Annotated in this window: 19 protein-coding genes, 1 tRNA gene, 1 pseudogene and 1 riboswitch; of the genes and pseudogenes, 7 read left to right on the forward strand and 14 right to left on the reverse strand. The window is 57.1% G+C overall.

Going from position 1 to position 18,353, the window contains the following annotated elements; translation table 11 throughout:
- The first annotated feature begins 131 nt into the window (after positions 1 to 131).
- Positions 132 to 506, forward strand: a complete 375-nt coding sequence (locus AAY24_RS05625; RefSeq protein ID WP_046858852.1) for a sulfur globule family protein — start codon at positions 132 to 134, stop codon at positions 504 to 506.
- A 162-nt stretch (positions 507 to 668) separates the two neighbouring features.
- The gene (locus tag AAY24_RS19565; RefSeq protein WP_063370448.1) at positions 669 to 1,286 is read left to right on the forward strand and encodes a sulfur globule family protein; all 618 of its coding nucleotides are present in this window, start codon (positions 669 to 671) and stop codon (positions 1,284 to 1,286) included.
- 57 nt (positions 1,287 to 1,343) lie between these two features.
- Here AAY24_RS19565 and AAY24_RS05635 read toward each other — a convergent pair whose 3' ends face one another.
- The 4 genes from AAY24_RS05635 to AAY24_RS05655 form a co-directional block, all read right to left on the reverse strand.
- Positions 1,344 to 1,979, reverse strand: a complete 636-nt coding sequence (locus AAY24_RS05635) for a hypothetical protein (protein ID WP_046858853.1) — start codon at positions 1,977 to 1,979, stop codon at positions 1,344 to 1,346.
- Between the two features lie 91 nt (positions 1,980 to 2,070).
- Positions 2,071 to 2,388: a DUF1244 domain-containing protein gene (locus AAY24_RS05640; RefSeq protein WP_046858854.1), complete on the reverse strand. Its 318-nt coding sequence runs from the start codon at positions 2,386 to 2,388 to the stop codon at positions 2,071 to 2,073.
- 507 nt (positions 2,389 to 2,895) lie between these two features.
- Complete coding sequence (locus tag AAY24_RS05650; RefSeq protein ID WP_046861051.1) at positions 2,896 to 3,645, reverse strand: phosphatase PAP2 family protein; 750 nt, start codon at positions 3,643 to 3,645, stop codon at positions 2,896 to 2,898.
- Positions 3,646 to 3,665: 20 nt separating this feature from the next.
- Positions 3,666 to 5,597 carry an LTA synthase family protein gene (locus AAY24_RS05655; RefSeq protein WP_046858856.1) on the reverse strand — a complete coding sequence of 644 codons (1,932 nt, stop codon included), beginning with the start codon at positions 5,595 to 5,597 and terminating at the stop codon, positions 3,666 to 3,668.
- Positions 5,598 to 5,731: 134 nt separating this feature from the next.
- Here AAY24_RS05655 and AAY24_RS05660 point away from each other — a divergent pair, with 134 nt between their 5' ends.
- Both AAY24_RS05660 and AAY24_RS05665 read left to right on the forward strand, forming a co-directional pair.
- Positions 5,732 to 6,406, forward strand: coding sequence for a response regulator (locus tag AAY24_RS05660; protein WP_046858857.1), 675 nt, complete (start codon positions 5,732 to 5,734; stop codon positions 6,404 to 6,406).
- Positions 6,399 to 7,805 carry an ATP-binding protein gene (locus AAY24_RS05665; RefSeq protein WP_082117049.1) on the forward strand — a complete coding sequence of 469 codons (1,407 nt, stop codon included), beginning with the start codon at positions 6,399 to 6,401 and terminating at the stop codon, positions 7,803 to 7,805. Before AAY24_RS05660 ends, AAY24_RS05665 begins: the two co-directional genes overlap by 8 nt.
- On the opposite strand, the gene lysA is transcribed toward AAY24_RS05665, so the two are convergent.
- Positions 7,787 to 9,112, reverse strand: a complete 1,326-nt coding sequence (gene lysA / locus AAY24_RS05670) for a diaminopimelate decarboxylase (RefSeq protein WP_082117050.1) — start codon at positions 9,110 to 9,112, stop codon at positions 7,787 to 7,789. The two genes, AAY24_RS05665 and lysA, sit on opposite strands and share 19 nt — an antisense overlap.
- Before the next feature lie 143 nt (positions 9,113 to 9,255).
- On the opposite strand from lysA, the gene AAY24_RS05675 reads away from it, so the two are divergent.
- Both AAY24_RS05675 and AAY24_RS05680 read left to right on the forward strand, forming a co-directional pair.
- A complete protein-coding gene (locus AAY24_RS05675) occupies positions 9,256 to 9,675 on the forward strand; it encodes an Lrp/AsnC family transcriptional regulator (RefSeq protein ID WP_046858860.1) in 420 nt (139 codons plus the stop codon).
- Positions 9,676 to 9,806: 131 nt separating this feature from the next.
- Positions 9,807 to 10,064, forward strand: a complete 258-nt coding sequence (locus AAY24_RS05680; RefSeq protein ID WP_046858861.1) for a hypothetical protein — start codon at positions 9,807 to 9,809, stop codon at positions 10,062 to 10,064.
- Between the two features lie 3 nt (positions 10,065 to 10,067).
- Here the strand turns inward: AAY24_RS05680 and AAY24_RS05685 are convergent, their stop codons facing one another.
- From AAY24_RS05685 to AAY24_RS05710, 6 genes and pseudogenes are all read right to left on the reverse strand, one after another.
- The gene (locus tag AAY24_RS05685; protein WP_046858862.1) at positions 10,068 to 10,706 is read right to left on the reverse strand and encodes a LysE family translocator; all 639 of its coding nucleotides are present in this window, start codon (positions 10,704 to 10,706) and stop codon (positions 10,068 to 10,070) included.
- A 101-nt stretch (positions 10,707 to 10,807) separates the two neighbouring features.
- Complete coding sequence (locus AAY24_RS05690) at positions 10,808 to 11,524, reverse strand: 16S rRNA (uracil(1498)-N(3))-methyltransferase (RefSeq protein ID WP_046858863.1); 717 nt, start codon at positions 11,522 to 11,524, stop codon at positions 10,808 to 10,810.
- Positions 11,525 to 11,527: 3 nt separating this feature from the next.
- Positions 11,528 to 12,232 (reverse strand): annotated as a pseudogene (locus AAY24_RS05695) (ABC transporter ATP-binding protein); the annotation flags it as partial.
- 71 nt (positions 12,233 to 12,303) lie between these two features.
- Entirely contained in the window at positions 12,304 to 13,311 is a 1,008-nt protein-coding gene (locus tag AAY24_RS05700; RefSeq protein WP_335337215.1) for a FecCD family ABC transporter permease, read from the reverse strand.
- Positions 13,308 to 14,132: an ABC transporter substrate-binding protein gene (locus AAY24_RS05705; protein WP_052761089.1), complete on the reverse strand. Its 825-nt coding sequence runs from the start codon at positions 14,130 to 14,132 to the stop codon at positions 13,308 to 13,310. The genes AAY24_RS05700 and AAY24_RS05705 overlap by 4 nt, the downstream gene beginning before the upstream one ends.
- Positions 14,133 to 14,332: 200 nt before the next feature.
- A complete protein-coding gene (locus AAY24_RS05710; RefSeq protein ID WP_052761090.1) occupies positions 14,333 to 16,048 on the reverse strand; it encodes a TonB-dependent receptor domain-containing protein in 1,716 nt (571 codons plus the stop codon).
- Positions 16,049 to 16,358: 310 nt separating this feature from the next.
- Positions 16,359 to 16,554, reverse strand: a riboswitch (cobalamin riboswitch).
- Positions 16,555 to 16,908: 354 nt separating this feature from the next.
- Between AAY24_RS05710 and AAY24_RS05715 the strand changes: the two genes are divergently transcribed.
- Positions 16,909 to 17,490 (forward strand): DNA-3-methyladenine glycosylase I, encoded by a 582-nt coding sequence (locus tag AAY24_RS05715; protein ID WP_046858865.1) that lies wholly within the window; start codon positions 16,909 to 16,911, stop codon positions 17,488 to 17,490.
- Between the two features lie 91 nt (positions 17,491 to 17,581).
- Here AAY24_RS05715 and AAY24_RS05720 read toward each other — a convergent pair.
- From AAY24_RS05720 to AAY24_RS05730, 3 genes are all read right to left on the reverse strand, one after another.
- A tRNA-Pro gene (locus AAY24_RS05720) sits at positions 17,582 to 17,658 on the reverse strand.
- Between the two features lie 53 nt (positions 17,659 to 17,711).
- Positions 17,712 to 18,071, reverse strand: a complete 360-nt coding sequence (locus AAY24_RS05725) for a MerR family transcriptional regulator (RefSeq protein ID WP_046858866.1) — start codon at positions 18,069 to 18,071, stop codon at positions 17,712 to 17,714.
- Positions 18,052 to 18,351 (reverse strand): integration host factor subunit alpha, encoded by a 300-nt coding sequence (locus tag AAY24_RS05730; protein WP_046858867.1) that lies wholly within the window; start codon positions 18,349 to 18,351, stop codon positions 18,052 to 18,054. Before AAY24_RS05730 ends, AAY24_RS05725 begins: the two co-directional genes overlap by 20 nt.
- Between the last annotated feature and the right edge of the window lie 2 nt (positions 18,352 to 18,353).

Below are 18,353 nucleotides of genomic sequence, written 5' to 3' on the forward strand. Positions count from 1 at the left end.
TTATTATTTTCTCTGAAATAGTTATTTACTATTTTAGTATTTTCTTATATTCTGTTGCTCAGTTAAGGCGAGCTGTAGCGCTTTACAGGACGAAAAACAAACTTAATTAAGAAATATCAGGAGAGATACCCATGAATAAATTTGCAAAAATCGCTGCCGTTGTCGCCATGTTGTCCGCTTCCGCCACTGCATCTGCCTGGTGGGGCGGTGGTCCCTGGAATGGCATGGGTGATGGTTTTGGTGACGGCACCGGTGATTTCAACATGAACTTCAGCGGTCGCAGCAATGCCTATACCCGTGGTAACGGCTATGGTTATGGCAATCCCTACTATGGTGGTTACGGCGCACCTTACGGTTATGGCGCTCCTTATGGTGCAGCCCCTTATGGTGCAGCTCCTTATGGCGCGGCCCCTTACGGTGCAGCTCCCTACGGTTACGGCGCACCGGCTCCTTACGGCTACCCGGCTCCTGCCGCACCGGTAGCTCCGCAGGCACCAGCTCAATAACCGATCATCTGATGATCCAAGGATGTAAACAGGCACAGGGACGTGCCGACTGTAGTATCCCCTTTAAGTGCTGTGCAGAGTCTCGGATTCCCAGGGTTCAACGGATGAACTCCGGGAAGATGAGCAATGCCACTCTGCCAATAACCCGCCAAGGTTAATTCTATGAAAATATCCAAAGTAATCGCTGCGATTGCCCTCACCGCCACCTGCATGACCGCCAGTGCCTGGTGGGGTGGAAACCCCTGGAACGGAAATGGATTCGGTAACGGTATGGGCGACGGTTCCGGCGACTTCAACATGAGCTTCCGTGGCCGTGGCAACATGTACGGTAACGGGAACGGTTATGGTTATAACGCCCCCTATTACGGCTATCCCTATGGTGCCGGCGCCTATCCCTATGCTCCGGGTCCGGCCGCTGCACCGCAGCCTTACATGACCCAGGAGCAGATGCAGGAGATGCAGGCACGGCATCAGGCCATGCGTGAGGCGATGCGCGCCCAGCGTCAACAGTTTCAGCCCTCAGCCCCGTACCAGCCCGGTTACGCCCGTCCCATGGCACCTTTCCACGGGAGCAATCCCGCTGCAGACGCACAACAGGAAGAGTGGATGAAGCAGATGGAAGCGCGCCGTGCCGAAATGCAGAAGCAACGGGACGCCTACCGCGCCGAGATGCAGAAACATATGGAGGCCCGTCGTGCCGAGGCACAGAAACAGATAGAAGCCCAGCAGGAAGCGATGCAACGCGGCATGCAGGAGCAGCCCAACAGCCCGCAGCAGTAAGTGAATGGCAGGATGGGCAAAATATTGCCCATCCTGTATTTCCACCTGGCTATCCCTTCAAGTACCCGTGCCCGTGCCTGATCTGTCGGCCGGTTCGCACTCATCCCACTGCCGACGCAGATGCTGCAACCGCTGGCGATAGGCCTCCGCATCGCCGTAATCGAAAAACTTCTCCACCAGATGATGGGGATCCGGGGTCCGCTGGGCATGCTTTATCGGGCACCAATACTGTTCGGTACGGGCACTGATCTCTCTGCAATACTCCACTACCCCATTCCCGTAACTGCAGTAGAGGCAGTTCAGTTTCTCAATCGCGTTCAGATAGGAGAGCTGCAGTCGATCCACAGAGAGATAGTCCGCCCGACGTACCAGGGGAATGCCGTAGATCCTGAAGCAGGTGTGCTGGTAAACAGTGATCATCAGATCGAGCAGCGCCAGCGGTATGATCACACTGTAGATGATCGGGGCAGACAACAGATGCCTGATCCTGGCACCACGCAGGTAACGCCACAGTCCCACCCGTTGCCGCCGGTGCAGGGCCCTGAAACTCTGTTCAAAGCGGACCTTGCCCTGTTCAAGTGAGTAGTGGAACTGGCGCCGTTTCTCAATCAGCAGCTGGTCGATCTCCCGCTCAAGCTCTGTCTGCAGCTTCTGCAGACGTTCAAGGATCTCTTCCAGCTTCAGTTTTGTCATGGTATTCCCTGCAGGGATAGGCGTTATCCGGGCTGGACAGTGTGACACAGAAATGCCCCGGTTAATATTCAACCTGCGAGGAACACCTCCCCTACAGGTGTCCGCTGATCTTGGCGTGCAACGGTTTGGTCTGCTCGAATTGCGCCTTCTGCTCCGGGGTGGCTTCCCGCTGGTATTTTGCCTTCCATTCGTCGTAGGGCATGCCGTAGATCGCCTCCAGCGCCTCGTCTTTCGTGAGCTCAATACCTCGGACATCGGCCGCCGCCTTGTACCATTTGGACAGGCAATTGCGGCAGAAACCGGCCAGATTCATGATGTCGATATTCTGTACATCGGTCCGCTCTCGCAGATGGCCAACCAACCCCCGAAAAGCGGCCGCCTCCAATTTCATTCTGTCCAGCTCATTCATAATGCCTCCAAGCTCCTGTTCCGATTGTGTAGCTCTAATCTATCCCTTTACGGGCTACCAGACAAAAGACAAACCACAGGGTTTTTATGGCAAAAACCCACAATCCCGTTCAGGTGGCATTCAGTCACCGGGCTTTATGCTTTAGCCGTACCCTGAAATCAGAGAGGAGAAACGGAATGAAACTTTTAACCAGAACATTGATTATCGCATCCTTATCACTGGCAGCTGTCGCACAGGTTCAGGCGGCTGACCGCCACGGTAAGAGCGCTACTGCAAAACATCACGGCAGCCAGCATGAAGTTGTGAAGGTCACATGGACTGCCCGCCCGGTTGATCGGCGACACTATACCGGCAAGAGTATCCACCACAATCAGCCGCGGCATCGCCCGCCATACAAACACTATCAACCACCTAAACAGTATCGCCCCCATCACCACAGACCAGCCCCTCCACGCTATTACAGCACACCGGGGTATCGACACCACTATGGTCGCTCTTCAGGCACCCTTATTCTTCGTTGGTAGTCATACTGACCACCGTCCCGGGTTGTTGCCATGACGTATTGGGAAACTGCAAATTTTCTTCTGGCACCGGAGACTTTTTTCTCAGGAAGAGAAACCAATACCAACCAAGACTGTTGAACCAGCAGATCGCGGCGGTCCATAGATCATGGGAGAAAAAATGGGCGCCGCGTATCTGCTGGGTAATACCGAACACCAGTCCCAGGCAGACGCCCACTGCCAAGCCATAAAATTTCCACCGGGGTCGCAGCAGGGCGAAGAAAAAGTAGAGTGCCAGGAAAGTATAACCGGCACTGGCGTGCCCGGCCGGAAAACACTTGCCATATTTATACTCGCCAGCGTGGGCTTCAAACAGCCGCACGTAGGGGTGATCCCCCCCATAGCGCAACAGACTCCAGGGACAGTCAACATGGGTAAGATCCTTGCTTATACCCACTAATAGACCTGACAGGGGCATGACCAGGGCCAGATACCAGATCGCCCTGCGGTAGGGTCGCATGGAGTCGAGAAACTGGCTGACCACGGCAACCAGCAGCAGCACAATGCCAATCATCTTCACCAGCGCCTTGGCATCATCGTGCAGAATATCAGCCAACAGTGGATTTCCGCGCAGGGTCCAGCCCGCCCCACCCGCCTGGTAGATCAGATCGGCGATCTGCAGGTCCAGAGAGCTCACCTCCAGACAACCCGCCACTAAAGTAAACATCAGCAACGGCAGAACCAGATGGTTGCGCATAAAATTGCCATTCTGCTGCATTACCGGGTGACCGTTGGGGAGTCCCAGGCATTCAGATGCTGGGAATAGATATAGCTGGCACCCTGATAGTAGGCGATGTCCCGTTCAATCTGGGTATCGGGTACAGCAACAGGGGCTTCAACGGGATCCGGACCCGTCGGGTCGATCTGTCGGGTCATACGCCGTTTCGGACTGAGTATGGAGAGTCGATTGTCGGCATAGAGCCCCAGCTTCTGATAGTTGCCGATCAGCGCCCGCTCATCCTGTGGCCGCATGGTGAGGATATTTTTGCCGAAAAAAGCAGACTCATAATCCATGTTCAACAGTGCCAGGAGCGTAGGAGCTACATCGATCTGGCTGGACAGGGCATCCACCTTTTGTGCAGCGATATGTTCCGGGCTGTAGATCAGCATGGGAATGTGATATTTCGGCACCGGCAGTGCCACCTTACCTGCGCTGCCGGAGGTGTGATCCGCCATGATTACAAACAGAGTGTCCTGAAACCAGGGCTTTTTCCGCGCTTGCTCAATCATCTGTCCGATGGCCCAATCGGTGTATTTAACCGCACCGAAACGGCCACTGCCGGAGGGCATGTCGATCCGGCCATCCGGATAGGTGTAAGGCCGGTGATTGGTGGTGGTCATCAAGTGGAAGAAAAACGGCTTCTCCGCACTATAGGCGGCATCCGCCGCTTTGATGGCCTGGTTATACAGATCGTCATCCGCCATACCCCAGGCATTAGTGAAGCCCATCTCATCATCCGGTGTACTGGACTGGTCAATAATGCCGTAGCCGTTACCGGCAAAGAAGGCATTCATGTTTTCAAAATAGCCCCGCCCACCGTAGATGAACTCCACGTCATAGCCCTTCTGTTTCAGCACATTGCCGATCGACCAAAGGTTTGTTTCATGCCCGATACGCTTGACGATGGAGCGCCCCGGGGTCGGCGGAATCGACAGGGTGACCGCCTCCAGCCCCCGGGTGGTGCGGGTGCCGGTGGCATACAGATTGGTAAACAGCATGGACTGCTCCGCCAGGCGATCCAGGTTTGGTGTCAGGTTCTCGGCATTGCCGAAAGTACCGAGGAAATCGGCGCTCAGGCTCTCCACCATCACCAGGAAAATGTTGAGACGTCGTTCAGAACCCGGATTGTCTATAGGCCGACGAATATCAAAACTGGGGCTGTTCGCCTGCTGTGGACGAATCTCCTGTTGCAGCAGTTTGGCAGCGGTGGAGTCAGGGAGTGTCGGATAGAACTTGTAATAGTCCAGCTCGTTATTGCGGAAAGCGGCGATAAACTGGTAAGGGCCGTTGCTGGCCAGTTCATTCTGATAGCTGTTGGCGGAGAACTCGCGCAGATCCTGATTGACCAGAAGGAAGCTCAACACCGGGAGTAACAGCAGACCGCCCGCATAAGCCGCGCGGTGCCGGAAACTCTCCTGCACATCCAGGGCCGCACGTATCCTGCCGGATACCAACCAGTAGACCAGGGAACTGCCCACCAGAATGGCACCAAGATAGAGCGGCAGTGGATAGGACTCACGAATGTTATCGGTCACTTCACGCCGGTAAACCAGGTAATCCACCGAGATAAAGTTAAACCGTACGCTGAACTCATCCCAGAACAGCAGTTCCGCCACCAGAATGAAACCGAGACCGTAGAGGGTGGCAAAGATCGCCAGACGTACAATTCCGCGATTCAGGGCGGTTATCCAGAACCGCTCGGGAATCAGCAGCAGATACAGGGTGACCGGTATCAGAGCGTAACTGTAGAATGCCAGGTCGTAAATGAACCCCAGTAGATAGATCTTTAATAGTGCTATGATCGACAGATCGGTTTCCGGGAATACCGCCACCAGTAGCAGCGTCCGGGTTATAAAAAAGCAGATCAGTGCGATCATGAACATCTGCCCGATCAGTGTATACCGGCTGTTGGCGAATCTCTCCTGCATAAAAACCTGTCCCCTGCTAAAAACCGTGGATCTATCAGGGGGGAAGACTACTTGGCAAAAATTAAGGAAAACTTAAGACTGCCCCTGTTTGATAGGGGGTTCATTTTGCAATGCCAGCGGGATAACGGGCCGTTATGCGGATATTATTGGTAGAGGATGATCAACTGTTGGGCGATGGACTCTGCGTCGGCCTGGAACAGATGGGTTATACCGTGGACTGGATATCCGACGGGTTCCAGGCGGAGCTTGCCCTGCAGGACCACAGTCTCGACCTGGCCATCCTGGACATCTCCCTGCCGGGACAGGATGGACTCACCCTGCTACGCAGGATACGCCAGCAGGACAACCCCATTCCGGTGCTGTTGCTCACTGCACGGGACAGTCTCAATGATCGTGTCATCGGACTCGATTCCGGTGCCGATGACTATCTACCCAAACCGTTTGACCTGGAGGAGCTGGCGGCCCGTCTGCGGGCCATAGCCAGGCGCCGGGCCGGTCGTGGCACTCCCCTGCTCCGGCACGGAGCCATTACGCTCGATCCGGCCGCTCGTACAGTCCATCTGAACGACCAACCGGTCTCCTGCACCTCCCGGGAGTATGCCATTCTGGAAACCCTGTTGCTGAACAGTGGCCAGGTATTGTCACGACAGCGGCTGGAGGAGGCACTGTACGGTTGGGACGATGGCGTGGAGAGCAACGCCATCGAGGTGTACATCCACCACCTGCGTAAAAAACTGGGAAAATCCACCATTCAGACCGTGCGCGGAATCGGTTATATCATCCCAAAACAGGCCGGCCCGAATGGCTAGACGGAGCTCCATCCGCAGGCGGTTGCTGCTGAGCCTGATCGGTCTGATCAGCATCACCTGGCTGGGGATTTTTGTCCTGGTCAACCGGGATGCCACCCACGAACTGGAAGAGATCTACGACGCCAGCCTGGCCCAGAACGCCCGGGTCCTGTTCGGACTGCTGCAACAGGAGATCCTGGAAGGCGAAGTGGAGATGATCCGCAAGATTGAGCTGGATCGTCACTTTCAACACGCCTACGAACTGAATATCGCCTTTTCCGCCGTGCTGGACCGACTCATCATCCAGTCCAAAGATGCACCCGACTTCCTCACCAATCTGCCGGAAGGTTTCAGTGACTACCGGTTTGATGGCGAAAAATGGCGTGTCTTTACCCTGCGGGATTCACAGACCGGCCTGGTTGTCTACACGGCGCAAAAGCTGGAGGCGCGGGAAGAGCTGGTCTCCTATCTGATCAAAGATACGCTCTCCGTTATCGTGTTGATCATACCCCTGCTGGGTCTGTTTATCTGGCTCGGTGTCAGCCGCAGCCTGCAACCGCTGAACCAACTGGTGAAAGAGGCGGGAAGCATGGGGCCGCATGCGCTTCGACCGTTTGATATGGCGGACGCACCGACTGAAGTGGCGCCACTGATCGGTGCCCTCAACCGGTTGCTGCAACGCCTCGCCCGAACCATTGAAAACGAGCGTCGTTTTACCGCCGATGCGGCCCATGAGTTGCGCACCCCGCTGGCCGGACTCAAGGTGCAGTTGCAGGTGGCACAACGTGCCACCGATGAACAACAACGCACTAAGGCGATGGGCAAGGCACTGGAAGGGATCGACCGCACCACCCACCTGGTCAATCAGCTGCTGACCCTGGCGCGGGCTGACCGGGAGAGTGAAACCACACTGGCGTTCCAACCGGTCGATCTGGTCAGTTTGAGCAAGAGCGTGATCAACAGCCTGGAAGCGGATGCCGGACAACACCGGATCCGACTGACCATAGAGGCAGATGCGGATGAGTACCGGATCAGTGGCGATCCGACCATGCTGCAGATCATGCTGCGCAATCTGCTGGAAAATGCCATTAAATACACACCGGTTCCGGGAACCGCCGGTATCCGGCTGATGGATGGTGACGGGCAACTCCGGCTGGAGGTGTGGGATTCCGGGGCCGGTATGTCCGAAAAAACCCTGGAGCTGATGTTTCAGCGCTTTCGGCGTGGTACACAGAGCGGCCCCAACGGCAGTGGCCTGGGGCTGTCGATTGTGAAGCGGATCGCAGAGCTCCATGGGGCCACCATCACGGTCAACCCCGCCGACAAGGCCAGCGGACAGCCATTCAGTATCGGCATCCTGCTGCAAGCGGACTCCTCAGTTAACCGGGACAGGCAACCCGTTCACTCCGGCAATTCATAGGCCATCAGGTCACGGTAGCTGACGGCCCTTCTGACCAGGGTATAGTGATCACCGGAGACCATTACTTCGGGGATAATATCCCGGCTGTTGTAGCCGGAGGCCATCACCGCCCCATAGGCACCAGCGTGCAGCAGGGCGACACGCTCTCCCGCAGCGATTTGCGGCAGACTGACCTGACGCAGAAAAGTGTCACTGCTTTCACAGACAGGTCCCACCACATGGCAGATCTCCGGCACCCCATCCGGCTCCTTCAGGGTGACCAGTTGGTGAGTAGCCTGGTACAGGGCCGGTCGTAACAGATCATTCATACCGGCATCCAGAATCAGAAACGGTACCGGTTCCACCTCTTTGCGATAGACCACTTCACTCACCAGCAGCCCCGCTTCCGCCACCAGGGAACGCCCCGGCTCCACCGCGATCTGCACCGCCAGATCCCCCAGTTCCTGCTCCATTACAGCAGCAACTGCCCGGTAATCGAGACAGCGACCATCACCATAATCGATCCCGAAACCGCCCCCAAGGTCCAGGTGATTGATGGCGTGCCCCTGGGCCCGCATGTCGAACACCCACCTCCGCAGACGCCGGCAGGCGCGGCGATAGGGCTCCGGCTCCACGATCTGGGATCCGATATGCACCGCAAGGCCATGCAGTTGCAAACCGTCGCTGGCGGCGATCAGATTCAGGGCAGACGCCATCTGTTCAATGGGTATTCCGAATTTGCTGCCCTTCACTCCGGTGGTGATATGCCGGTGGGTGGCCGCATCCACCTCGGGGTTGACCCGGATGGAGACATTGGCCGTGCATCCCCGGGTGCGGCACAGATCAGCCAACTGCTCCAGCTCCGGGAGCGACTCCAGATTGAACTGGAAAATGCCGGCATCCAACGCGGCCAGCAGTTCCGCACGCCTTTTCCCGACGCCGGAGAAGATAATGGTCCGGGGTTCAATTCCCGCCTGCAATGCACGAACCAGTTCACCCTCCGACACGATATCCGCACCCAGTCCCGCCTCCGCCATAAGCCCCAGCACCGCCAGGTTGCTGTTGGCCTTCACGGCATAGTGAATAGTGGCACCGATCGCTTCAAAGGCGGATTGGCACAACCCAATACGACCCCGGATTGCCGCCGCGGAGTAACAGTAGAACGGTGTACTCACCTTTTCCGCCATGCGATCCACGGGTACCGCCTCCATGCAAAGCTGTTGATTCTGGTAATGCCAGCTGGTTTCGTTGGGCACCGACGCGCTCCTCTGTTTGATCCCGCCGGCAAGTGGAGCCGCTGGCGGATAGTTGACGGGTGTGCTGCTCATCTGGCGCCCATGCTACTGACGACCAAGCCACAACACAGCTGTAAACAGGCCGGTTATTGACCGGTAAATGTCGGTTATTTCCGTGAAATCGCCTATCAGGAGAGTGCTGGACGGGAGCCCCCCGAACTCGCCATAATCGTGTAGTGGATAAATTCGACCAACAGATCATCAGCCGCCTGCAACAGAACGCCCGGGCATCGCTGGCCGCTATCGGGCGTGATATCGGCCTCTCTCGCAGCGCGGTGGCAGAGCGGATACAACGCCTGGAAGCGCGGGGGATTATCCAGGGCTATACCCTCAAACTGGCGGAGAACGGCCGGCAAGCAGTTCAGGCCTACTTCCAGCTCAGCTTCTCCCCCTTCAAACTGGATGAGCTGCTACCGGCCATCCAGGCCATCCCGGAACTCCGCTCCGGACACGCCCTGAGTGGCGAGGTGGACCTGATCCTGTTTGCCGAAACCGATTCCATGGAGCGCCTGAATCAGATCCGTCGTGAACTGGAGCAACTGCCGGATCTGAAAAGATTGCTCACCTGTCCGGTGCTGCAATCAATCTCCCCGTAACCGGCCGGTTCCGCGACAACAGCTGTAATCCACCATCCACTGCAACTATTCAGCGATTAACAGGGCTGATTTTTCATCCGGTTGCAATCGCGTTAAGCTGAAAGCGTTCCTTGGCAACAGGCGGTGTTTTAATGAAATTTCCCAGAACCCACGGTAACGACCCGGCCAGTTCGGTGGTCAATAAACAGTATGCGGTGATCTACGCCCCCGGTAAGAAACGGGCCCGGTTTGCCGAGAACTGCGTGCAGATCGTGGACTCCTGCAGCAGCGCCATTGAGCAGGCCGAGGCAAAGGAGCAGCACTTTCCCGCCCTGGTGTACGGTCCCTCCCGTTCATCCGAAGGGTTCCGTCTCTACTACCTGATTGAATGGCTTGAGGACGAGGTATAGCGGTCAGGAGTCAAAGCCGAGGCGAATACCGAACAGAACCATCACCGACCCGGTCAGGCTGTTAAAGCAGCGCCCCACCCGGGGGCGGGCCAGCCAGTTGGTTACCCGTCCCACCATCAGCACCAGCGCAAGCTGCCAGATATTGGCAATGACAAAGTGCAAGCCGGCCAGAAACAGGGACTTGGTCAGGGCCGGGTCGCCCGGCTGGATGAACTGGGGCAGAAACGCCATGTAGAAGATAGCGGTCTTGGGGTTCAGTATATTGGAGAGGAAGCCCTCCCGCAGGGAGGTCCAGGCGCTGACCTGCCGGTGCCGGATCTTTCCAGACTCCAGTTTCAGGCCCGCTTCCCCACGATAGGCGCTGTAGAGACTCCTGGCTCCCAACCAGACCAGGTAACCGGCACCGGCCAGTTTGAGCAGGGAGAACATCAGGGCCGACTGCATCAGGATAAGGGAGATACCCCCGGCAGAGACCGCCGCATGCACGAATACCCCCATGCAGATGGCAAAACTGGTCAGTGCCCCATCCCTGAAGCCGCCGCGAACGCTGTTTCTGATCACCAGCAGGGTATCCACCCCGGGTGCCACCGTGAGCAGGATAATGGCCACCAGATAGGCCCAGAGATAGGTATCAAAAAACATATAATTCACTTTATATTCAATAGCTTACAAAAATATAAGCAATAAATCATTCTAGCACGATTGAATCCGCCTGCTGAACTACTATCTGCAGTGGCCCTCCATCAACCAAACAGTCGACCCGCCAATAGGGGCAGCACTGTCTCCACCCGGTAGATCCGCTCACCCAATGCCAGCGGCCGACAACCAGCCGCCTGCAACTTCTCCACCTCGTAGGAGATGAATCCACCCTCTGGTCCGACACAGACCAGCGCCGGTTGGCTCAAGGGCAACGGAGGATTACCGGCGCCACCAGTATAGGGGTGGGCCACCAGTGCGGCCCTGCCCGCCACCAATCCGGGCAGTTCATCCTCCACAAACGGTTTAAAACGTTGCCGTATCTGCACCTGCGGCAGGCGGGTGTCTTTGGCCTGCTCCAATCCCCGCAGCAGGGCCTGGTGTATCTCATCCGGTGACAGCAGGGGGCTCTGCCAGTAGCTCTTCTCCACCCGATAACTGTTGATCAGGTAGAGCTGTTTGATGCCCAGTTCAGCCACCATACCCAGACAGCGACGCAACATCTTGGGACGGGGCAGTGCCAGCACCAGGATCAGGGGCAAGGGTTTGGGTGGCGTTTCATTCAGCATCAGGCGCAGTGTCGCCTGCTGGCCATCCAGGCGCAGAATTTCCGCCTGGCCCATCTCGCCATTGAGCAGTCCGGCTTTGAGACGATCCCCGGGGCAGGCGCGGTGAACATTCAGCAGATGTTGCAACCGATGATCGCGGATGATCGCAACGTCACTCTCCAGCAGATCCGCTTGATCGAGCAGCAGCAGATTCATTGTCTAGCGACTCCGCTCCCAGGGCAGCTTCAGGGTCTCCGCAATCGACGTGGCAGCGCTGCTGAGGCGCACCCCGAAGGCGCGCGCCATGTTATCGCCGGTCAGGACCGATTCCGGCGTTCCATCGGCCAGGGTTTCACCCGCCACTAACAGCATCAGCCGGTCACAGTAGTGGGCAGCCAGGCGCAGGTCATGCAGTACCACCACCAACGATCCGCCTCTTTGGCAATAGCACTGCAACAGCGACATCACTTCAATCTGGTGGGCCAGATCAAGCGCCGCCACCGGCTCATCCGCCAGCAGCAGTTCCGGTTCCGCCACCAGGGCGCGGGCCAGCAGCACCCGGGAGCGCTCTCCGCCGGACAGAGTATCGAACTGCCGGGTGCGGAAATCGCTCAGGTCGGTCTCCGCCATCACCTGTTGAATGATCTCCTCATCCGCCTCACCCGGCCGTTGCCAGTCGGACAGATGGGGCAGACGGCCCAGAGAGACCAGCCGTTCCACACTCATGGGCCAGTGGGCCGTACCGCTCTGGGCCAGATAGGCGACCCGTTTGGCCCGCTCTGCGGGGGACAACTGGAGATAGTCGCTCCGGCCCCAGAACAGACTGCCTGAAGCGGGCTTCAACAGACCGGCCAGTACCCGCAGCAGGGTGGTCTTACCCGCCCCGTTGGGTCCGATCAGACCGAGCATCTCACCCGCCTTGAGGTTGAAATCGACCCCCTTCAGCACAGATACCCCACCCAGGGATACCAGCAGATTTTCACCCTGCAGTCGATTCATAGCTGATAGCGCCGACTTTTGATTATGAGATAGAGGAAAAACGGCGCCCCCACCAGGGAGGTCACCACCCCCACCTTGATATCGGTGCCAACCGGGAACAGCCGTGTAGTGATATCCGCCGCCAGCAGCAGTGCCGCACCACCCAGTGCGCTGCTCAGTAACAGTCGTGATGGCTGAAAGCCCACCAGGGGCCGCAGCAGATGGGGCACCACCAGGCCGACAAAACCGATTGAGCCGGTAATGGAGACCACCGAACCCACCGACAGGGCTACCGCCAGAAAGATACGCCAGCGCAGCCGGGTGAGTGAGATCCCCATGGTACTGGCGGTCTCCTCCCCCAGGGTCAAGGCATCCAGCGACCGGCCGGTACCCAGTAGCATGGCCCAGCCCAGCAGCACGCCGGGCAGCAGTATCCACAGATCGTGCATGCTGTGATTGGCTATCGACCCCATCATCCAGAGCACGATCTCCCGCACCGCATAGGGGCTCGGTGCCAGGTTCAGCAGCAGGGAGATCATGGCCAGCGCCAGGGCGTTGATGGCAACACCGGCCAGGATCAGGGTCAGGGTACCGGCCTCCCGTCCCGCCATCAGGTAGACCAGGAAGGTAGCCAGCAGCGCCCCGGCCATACCCCCCATAGGCACCGCCAGTGGCAACAGGGCCCCCATCCCGAAATAGAGCATGCCAACCGCCCCCAGAGCAGCTCCACTGGCACTGCCGATCAGCCCTGGACTGGCCAACGGATTCCGCAGCAGGCCCTGCATGGCGGCACCCGCCAGACCCAGGGTAGCCCCGGCAAACAGGGCGATCAGGGCACGGGGCAGACGGATCTCGGCGAAGATCAGGCCGAGCACGGTGGGCGTATCCAACAGACTCTCCCGGGCGGCCTGCAACACCGGCAGGGGATTGGAACCGAAGAACAGTGAAGCGACAAACAGCAGCGCCACCAACAGACCCAGCATCAGGACCAGCCTGCCATGCGGTATATTTATCGGGCGGTTCACCTGGGCAGACTCCGGTGCAGTATCTCCACCGCGTCAGCGATCATCGGACCGCCACAGATCCAGTAGCGGTAGGCCACCTCGATTGGCGCCCTGCCCTGGGTCAGCCGGCGCAGCACCGGATGTTCCAGCATCTGCTGTCCCCGGGAGTAAGTACCCGGTGAGTAAGAGGAGGTGAACAGTTGCACCGGCCTGGCCAGGATCAACCGCTCCATGTCAATGGCGCCATAGCCCACCACCCCCTCCTGAGCTGAGATATTTTCCCAGCCGGCCAGCTCCAGGGCCGCGTGCTGCAGCGTGTTCCGGCCACTGGTGTAACCGTTGGGCTGATAAAAAGCGCCGCGTGGCCTGACCTTGGGCCGTAACTGCTTTATACGATCCAGGCGCTGATCCATCGTCTGGATCATCTGCCGTCCTTCTGCTTCACGGCCGATCAGGCGGGCAATCAGGCGGATATTGTGACGAACATCCTCAATACTGGATGAGAGGGCTAACTGTTCCACCCGGTAGCCCAGTTTTTTCAACAGGGCAATCAGCGGTCGATCGGTATAGGCGCCAGCCAGGATCAGGTCCGGCTTGAGGGCCAGGATCTCCTCCGCCTTGCCATGATTGACCGGATAATTGGCCGCCTGCACCGCCATGAAGGAGCTGTTGGCTTCCAGGGCCAGGTGGCTGACCGAGGCGATCTGCTCCGGCGCAGCCAGCATCAGCAGCAGTTGGTCGGTACAGAGGTTGATGGAGACCACCCGGCCAGGCCGTTCGGCGCCACTGACAGCAACGGCAAACAACATCAAAAACAGAATAGTGAGTAGACGCCGATTCAAAACTGATTCCTGATTACCTGTCCCGACGGGTCAAGTCCGCCATCGCCAAAGCCAACCAAATTCCCTGGATCTCTATGACCGATACCCGCATCTTCCACCACGCCCGCGACTGACGACTAAAAGCAGGATCGGGGCGTGCAACAACCCTGTTATTGCGCGCCCCGATCCTGGTTCCGCCCTCGACTATCTAACCGGTCGGACTATTTTGGCACGTAATGGAGAGAAACAAACAGTTCCCGGCCGCCGGTATTATAAGTGCGGATGGTCTCATAGTCCCGGTCAAACAGATTGCTTATCTGCCCACGCAGGGTCCACTCGCTGGTCAAATGCTGTGCCACCCGCAGATCCAGGGTACCGAAACCATCAGTGAGCAGCGTATTGTCCGTGTCACTGAAGCTGTGACTGCGGGCATTGAACGTGGCGCCTACTTCGGTCCTGCCAAAGGCTCTGTCAATATCGATACGCAGGGACCGCTTGCTGCGATCGGTCAGCTGCTTACCGGTTATACGATTTCGCGGATCAAGCAGGGTCAGGTTGCCGCTTATCTCCCAGCCGGCCAGCTCTGTGGTCACCCCCGCCTCCATACCATTGATCCGGGCCCGGCCAATATTCTGTGGCTGATAGGTGAAGGGAGCCACCTCTACCCAATCGATCAGATCGTCGATATCGGTTCGAAACAGATTGATGTTCCATCTGCCCCAGGACGGCTTGCCACGCAGAGACAACTCCAAGCTTTCCGACTCTTCCGGGGTCAGGTTGGGATTACCGTTGGATCCCCAGGGATCCTGGTAATAGAGATCATTGAATGTGGGAGCACGAAAGCCGGTTCCGTAGGAAGCTACCAGCCGGAGGGTTTCGGTTAACTCCCGTCCCAGGGAGATGCTGCCGGTGTTGTAGGTCCCGAACGATTCATTGTCATCATGCCGAAGCCCGATGCTGATATCATTGCGCCCGAACTCCCGCTGGTACTGGGCAAATACCGCCTTGTTATCCCGCTCGTTTACGCTGTAGTTACTGGTGCCGGCCACCTCGTCCCGCAGGTAATCAAAACCGAATGTCAGAATGCTCTCCTCACCCAGAGCCACATCATTCTGCCAGGTAAACTGACGGCGTTTAGTATTGAAGAACGAGTTGAAAACATCATTCACATAGCTGGTCATTTCGTCTCGACTTTCGCCGACTGAAAGCGATATATCCCAAATATCATTGGGCGAATATTCCAGCTTGCCGTTCAACGACTGCTGTATCGACTCGGAGTCGTAGAAATTGGCCGGTCCCCAGGCGCTGTCATACTCATTTTCACCCTTGGCCCGCAGGGCACTGACCGTGAGCTTCAGCCCGTTGGAAAAACGGTAGCCCAGATGGCCGGAAAAAGCCCGGTTATCGTAACCGTCGTCATCCGGATTATTGTTTTTCAGGGCACTGAATCCATCAGTATGCAGATCAGACAGGTTAAAACCGTACTCCAGGTTATGCTGGCTGCCGTTTACCCCAAGGGCCAGACGACGGGTATTGTGCGAACCGTACTCCGCATCAGCATTTATCTGGGTTCCGGACTGCACTCGCTTGGTAAAGATCTGTATCACCCCACCCATGGCATCGGCACCGTAGAGTTGGGAGCGGGGTCCCCGGACGATCTCAATGCGCTCAACCTGAGCCAGCGGAATATCCTGAAAACTGACCGTTCCCAGGGTAGCCGAGCCGATACGGACACCATCGATCAACACCAAAACCTGGTTGGAGTTGGTGCCCCGTAACCGGATTGAGGTTGTCTTGCCCAGCCCCCCGTTATTGCTCATGCTGAGTCCCTGGATGCCATCCAGCAACTGGGTAATATCCCGGGCCTGACTCTTTTCAATCTCCGTTCGGGTCAACACCGTCACTGACGCCAGGGTCTCATCAACCGTTTGAGACATTCGAGAGGCGGTCACGTTGATGGTATTTATTGAAGTGGCTGCCTGAGCAAGCGCAATAGGCGATAGCAGGCAAAGTGTGGATAGAACGGCTGGTGAATAAGGTTTCTTGCAGGTCATTACAGGCCTCTCCGTTACTCCACTGCGGGAGTGCATTCTAAAGACAATGCAGGACGGAAAAAGACTTGCGAGTGATGGGAATGCCTTACCCGGGCATGGCCACAGCGGGACTGCATACAAGCACAGGTTTTTCCGACCTGCGTGGATGCGTCAGCTAACGGAAGACCGCTCTACTGAATACCCCGTTCGGTAGAAATGCGACGCGTGAAAGGCAGGTTTCCTGACTTGCAGATCATTACCCGGTATCGCCTTCCCAATCATCGGACCAGTGGCGTAATGAGACCGGACTACTTGCTTACAGTTGCGAGGACAGTCAAGGAGTTGCCTGGATGAGGCGCACCTTAGTTCCCTATTAACCCGTAGCGGGCACCTTTCAGAGGCGGCCATTTTAATCCATACATGAAAATCCACAAGGGATTTATCCCCCTATTCACAAGTTAAACAGCGGTGCCTGGAAATTAAGGCCGAGCAGAGCCCAGCAGAAGTGGTTAATTTCCCAACAAAGGGGTTATGGATACAAACAGGTACACCTGGAGCCATCATCTGCGAAGCGATTACAGATCTTACCCAGCCAGCGATGTTATCATCGGGCGACCGGCGGTCGGCACGGAACAGCCGATATGGCCCATACCAGCGGAGATGGAGAGCTCTGATCCGGATCATCTGCCGGTACACCCAACTGCCGCCGATAAAGCGGCTTTATTCCATAAAACATGCGCTTATCCCGTGCAGGTAATAACGTCATGCCAAGCAACATTCAACGCTGTGGTTGGGCCGGATCAGATCCCCTTTATCAGCAGTATCACGACCGGGAGTGGGGCGTGCCCTGCCGGGATGACCGAACCCTGTTTGAGTTCCTGATTCTGGAGGGCGCCCAGGCTGGTCTGTCCTGGATTACCATACTGCGCAAGCGGGACCACTATCGAAAGGTGTACGACCAGTTCAATCCACAGAAGGTCGCCCGCTATAACGCCAGCAAAGTGGAGCAACTGCTGGCCGATCCCGGCATCGTCCGTAACCGCCTGAAAGTGATGGCAAGCATCACCAATGCAAAACTGTTCCTGGATATTCAGGCCGAATACGGTGACTTTGCCAGCTTCATCTGGCGCTTTGTGGACGATGAACCGATCATCAACCACTGGCCATCACTGCAGCAGCTTCCGGCCACCACACCCGAGTCGGATGCCATGTCCCGGGAGTTGAAACGGCGCGGGTTCAAGTTCGTCGGCAGCACCATCTGTTACGCCTACATGCAGGCCATCGGCATGGTCAATGACCACACCCTGGACTGTTTCCGGCATCGGGAACTGTTGGACTCCGCCTGAACCAGCAGACGCGGCCGGGGTAAAAACCGGGGCGGACTCCAACCCAAACAACAAAAAAGGGGTGCCCTTGCGGACACCCCTTTTTTTCGTTTGGTCGGGCGGACAGGATTTGAACCTGCGACCACTTGTCCCCCAGACAAGCACGCTACCAGACTGCGCCACCGCCCGAAACTGAGCGCGCATACTAGGCGGTATGCACACTGTTGTCAATGCTGCAGGAATCAGCGTTTGAGGATCTGCAACACCTCTTCCAGTTCCGCACGCAGCTGCCGGGCGATCTGGTGACTCTGATCCTGATCCTCCTTGGCCCCCTCTCCAGAGAGCTGCTGACGCGCTCCACCAATAGTAAAGCCCTGATCGTACAGAAGACTGCGTATCTGGCGGATCATCAATACATCATGGCGCTGATAATAGCGGCGATTACCACGCCGCTTGATCGGCTTCAGCTGACTGAATTCCTGCTCCCAGTAGCGCAGCACATGTGGCTTCACACCACACAGCTCACTCACCTCACCGATGGTAAAGTAGCGTTTGCCGGGTATCGCCGGCAGATCGGCAGTATTACTGCTTGCTTCCAGCATAAGCTTCTACCCTCGCCTTCAGTTTTTGACCCGGGCGGAACGTCACCACCCTGCGCGCTGAAATTGGGATCTCCTCCCCGGTCTTCGGATTTCTGCCAGGGCGCTCTTTCTTTTCACGCAGATCAAAATTTCCGAAACCGGACAATTTAACCTGTGAGCCCTCCTGTAGGGAAATGCGCACTTTCTCAAAAAACATTTCAACCATCTCCTTGGCCTCCCGTTTGTTCAGGCCAAGTTCATCAAAAAGTTTTTCGGCAAGATCCGCCTTGGTCAAAGCCATAT

It is taken from the genome of Sedimenticola thiotaurini (assembly GCF_001007875.1).
GTDB lineage: Bacteria > Pseudomonadota > Gammaproteobacteria > Chromatiales > Chromatiaceae > Sedimenticola > Sedimenticola thiotaurini.

What these genes read in the sequence shown, in the direction of transcription:
- AAY24_RS05685 (WP_046858862.1), bottom strand. Translation starts at nt 10,706, where the DNA reads ATGTTTTTTGATACCTATCTCTGGGCCTATCTGGTGGCCATTATCCTG.
- AAY24_RS05660 (WP_046858857.1), top strand. Translation starts at nt 5,732, where the DNA reads ATGCGGATATTATTGGTAGAGGATGATCAACTGTTGGGCGATGGACTC.
- AAY24_RS05730 (WP_046858867.1), bottom strand. Translation starts at nt 18,351, where the DNA reads ATGGCTTTGACCAAGGCGGATCTTGCCGAAAAACTTTTTGATGAACTT.
- AAY24_RS05690 (WP_046858863.1), bottom strand. Translation starts at nt 11,524, where the DNA reads ATGAATCTGCTGCTGCTCGATCAAGCGGATCTGCTGGAGAGTGACGTT.
- AAY24_RS05665 (WP_082117049.1), top strand. Translation starts at nt 6,399, where the DNA reads ATGGCTAGACGGAGCTCCATCCGCAGGCGGTTGCTGCTGAGCCTGATC.
- lysA (WP_082117050.1), bottom strand. Translation starts at nt 9,112, where the DNA reads ATGAGCAGCACACCCGTCAACTATCCGCCAGCGGCTCCACTTGCCGGC.
- AAY24_RS05640 (WP_046858854.1), bottom strand. Translation starts at nt 2,388, where the DNA reads ATGAATGAGCTGGACAGAATGAAATTGGAGGCGGCCGCTTTTCGGGGG.
- AAY24_RS05710 (WP_052761090.1), bottom strand. Translation starts at nt 16,048, where the DNA reads ATGTCTCAAACGGTTGATGAGACCCTGGCGTCAGTGACGGTGTTGACC.
- AAY24_RS19565 (WP_063370448.1), top strand. Translation starts at nt 669, where the DNA reads ATGAAAATATCCAAAGTAATCGCTGCGATTGCCCTCACCGCCACCTGC.
- AAY24_RS05655 (WP_046858856.1), bottom strand. Translation starts at nt 5,597, where the DNA reads ATGCAGGAGAGATTCGCCAACAGCCGGTATACACTGATCGGGCAGATG.
- AAY24_RS05725 (WP_046858866.1), bottom strand. Translation starts at nt 18,071, where the DNA reads ATGCTGGAAGCAAGCAGTAATACTGCCGATCTGCCGGCGATACCCGGC.
- AAY24_RS05650 (WP_046861051.1), bottom strand. Translation starts at nt 3,645, where the DNA reads ATGCGCAACCATCTGGTTCTGCCGTTGCTGATGTTTACTTTAGTGGCG.
- AAY24_RS05715 (WP_046858865.1), top strand. Translation starts at nt 16,909, where the DNA reads ATGCCAAGCAACATTCAACGCTGTGGTTGGGCCGGATCAGATCCCCTT.
- AAY24_RS05680 (WP_046858861.1), top strand. Translation starts at nt 9,807, where the DNA reads ATGAAATTTCCCAGAACCCACGGTAACGACCCGGCCAGTTCGGTGGTC.
- AAY24_RS05625 (WP_046858852.1), top strand. Translation starts at nt 132, where the DNA reads ATGAATAAATTTGCAAAAATCGCTGCCGTTGTCGCCATGTTGTCCGCT.
- AAY24_RS05635 (WP_046858853.1), bottom strand. Translation starts at nt 1,979, where the DNA reads ATGACAAAACTGAAGCTGGAAGAGATCCTTGAACGTCTGCAGAAGCTG.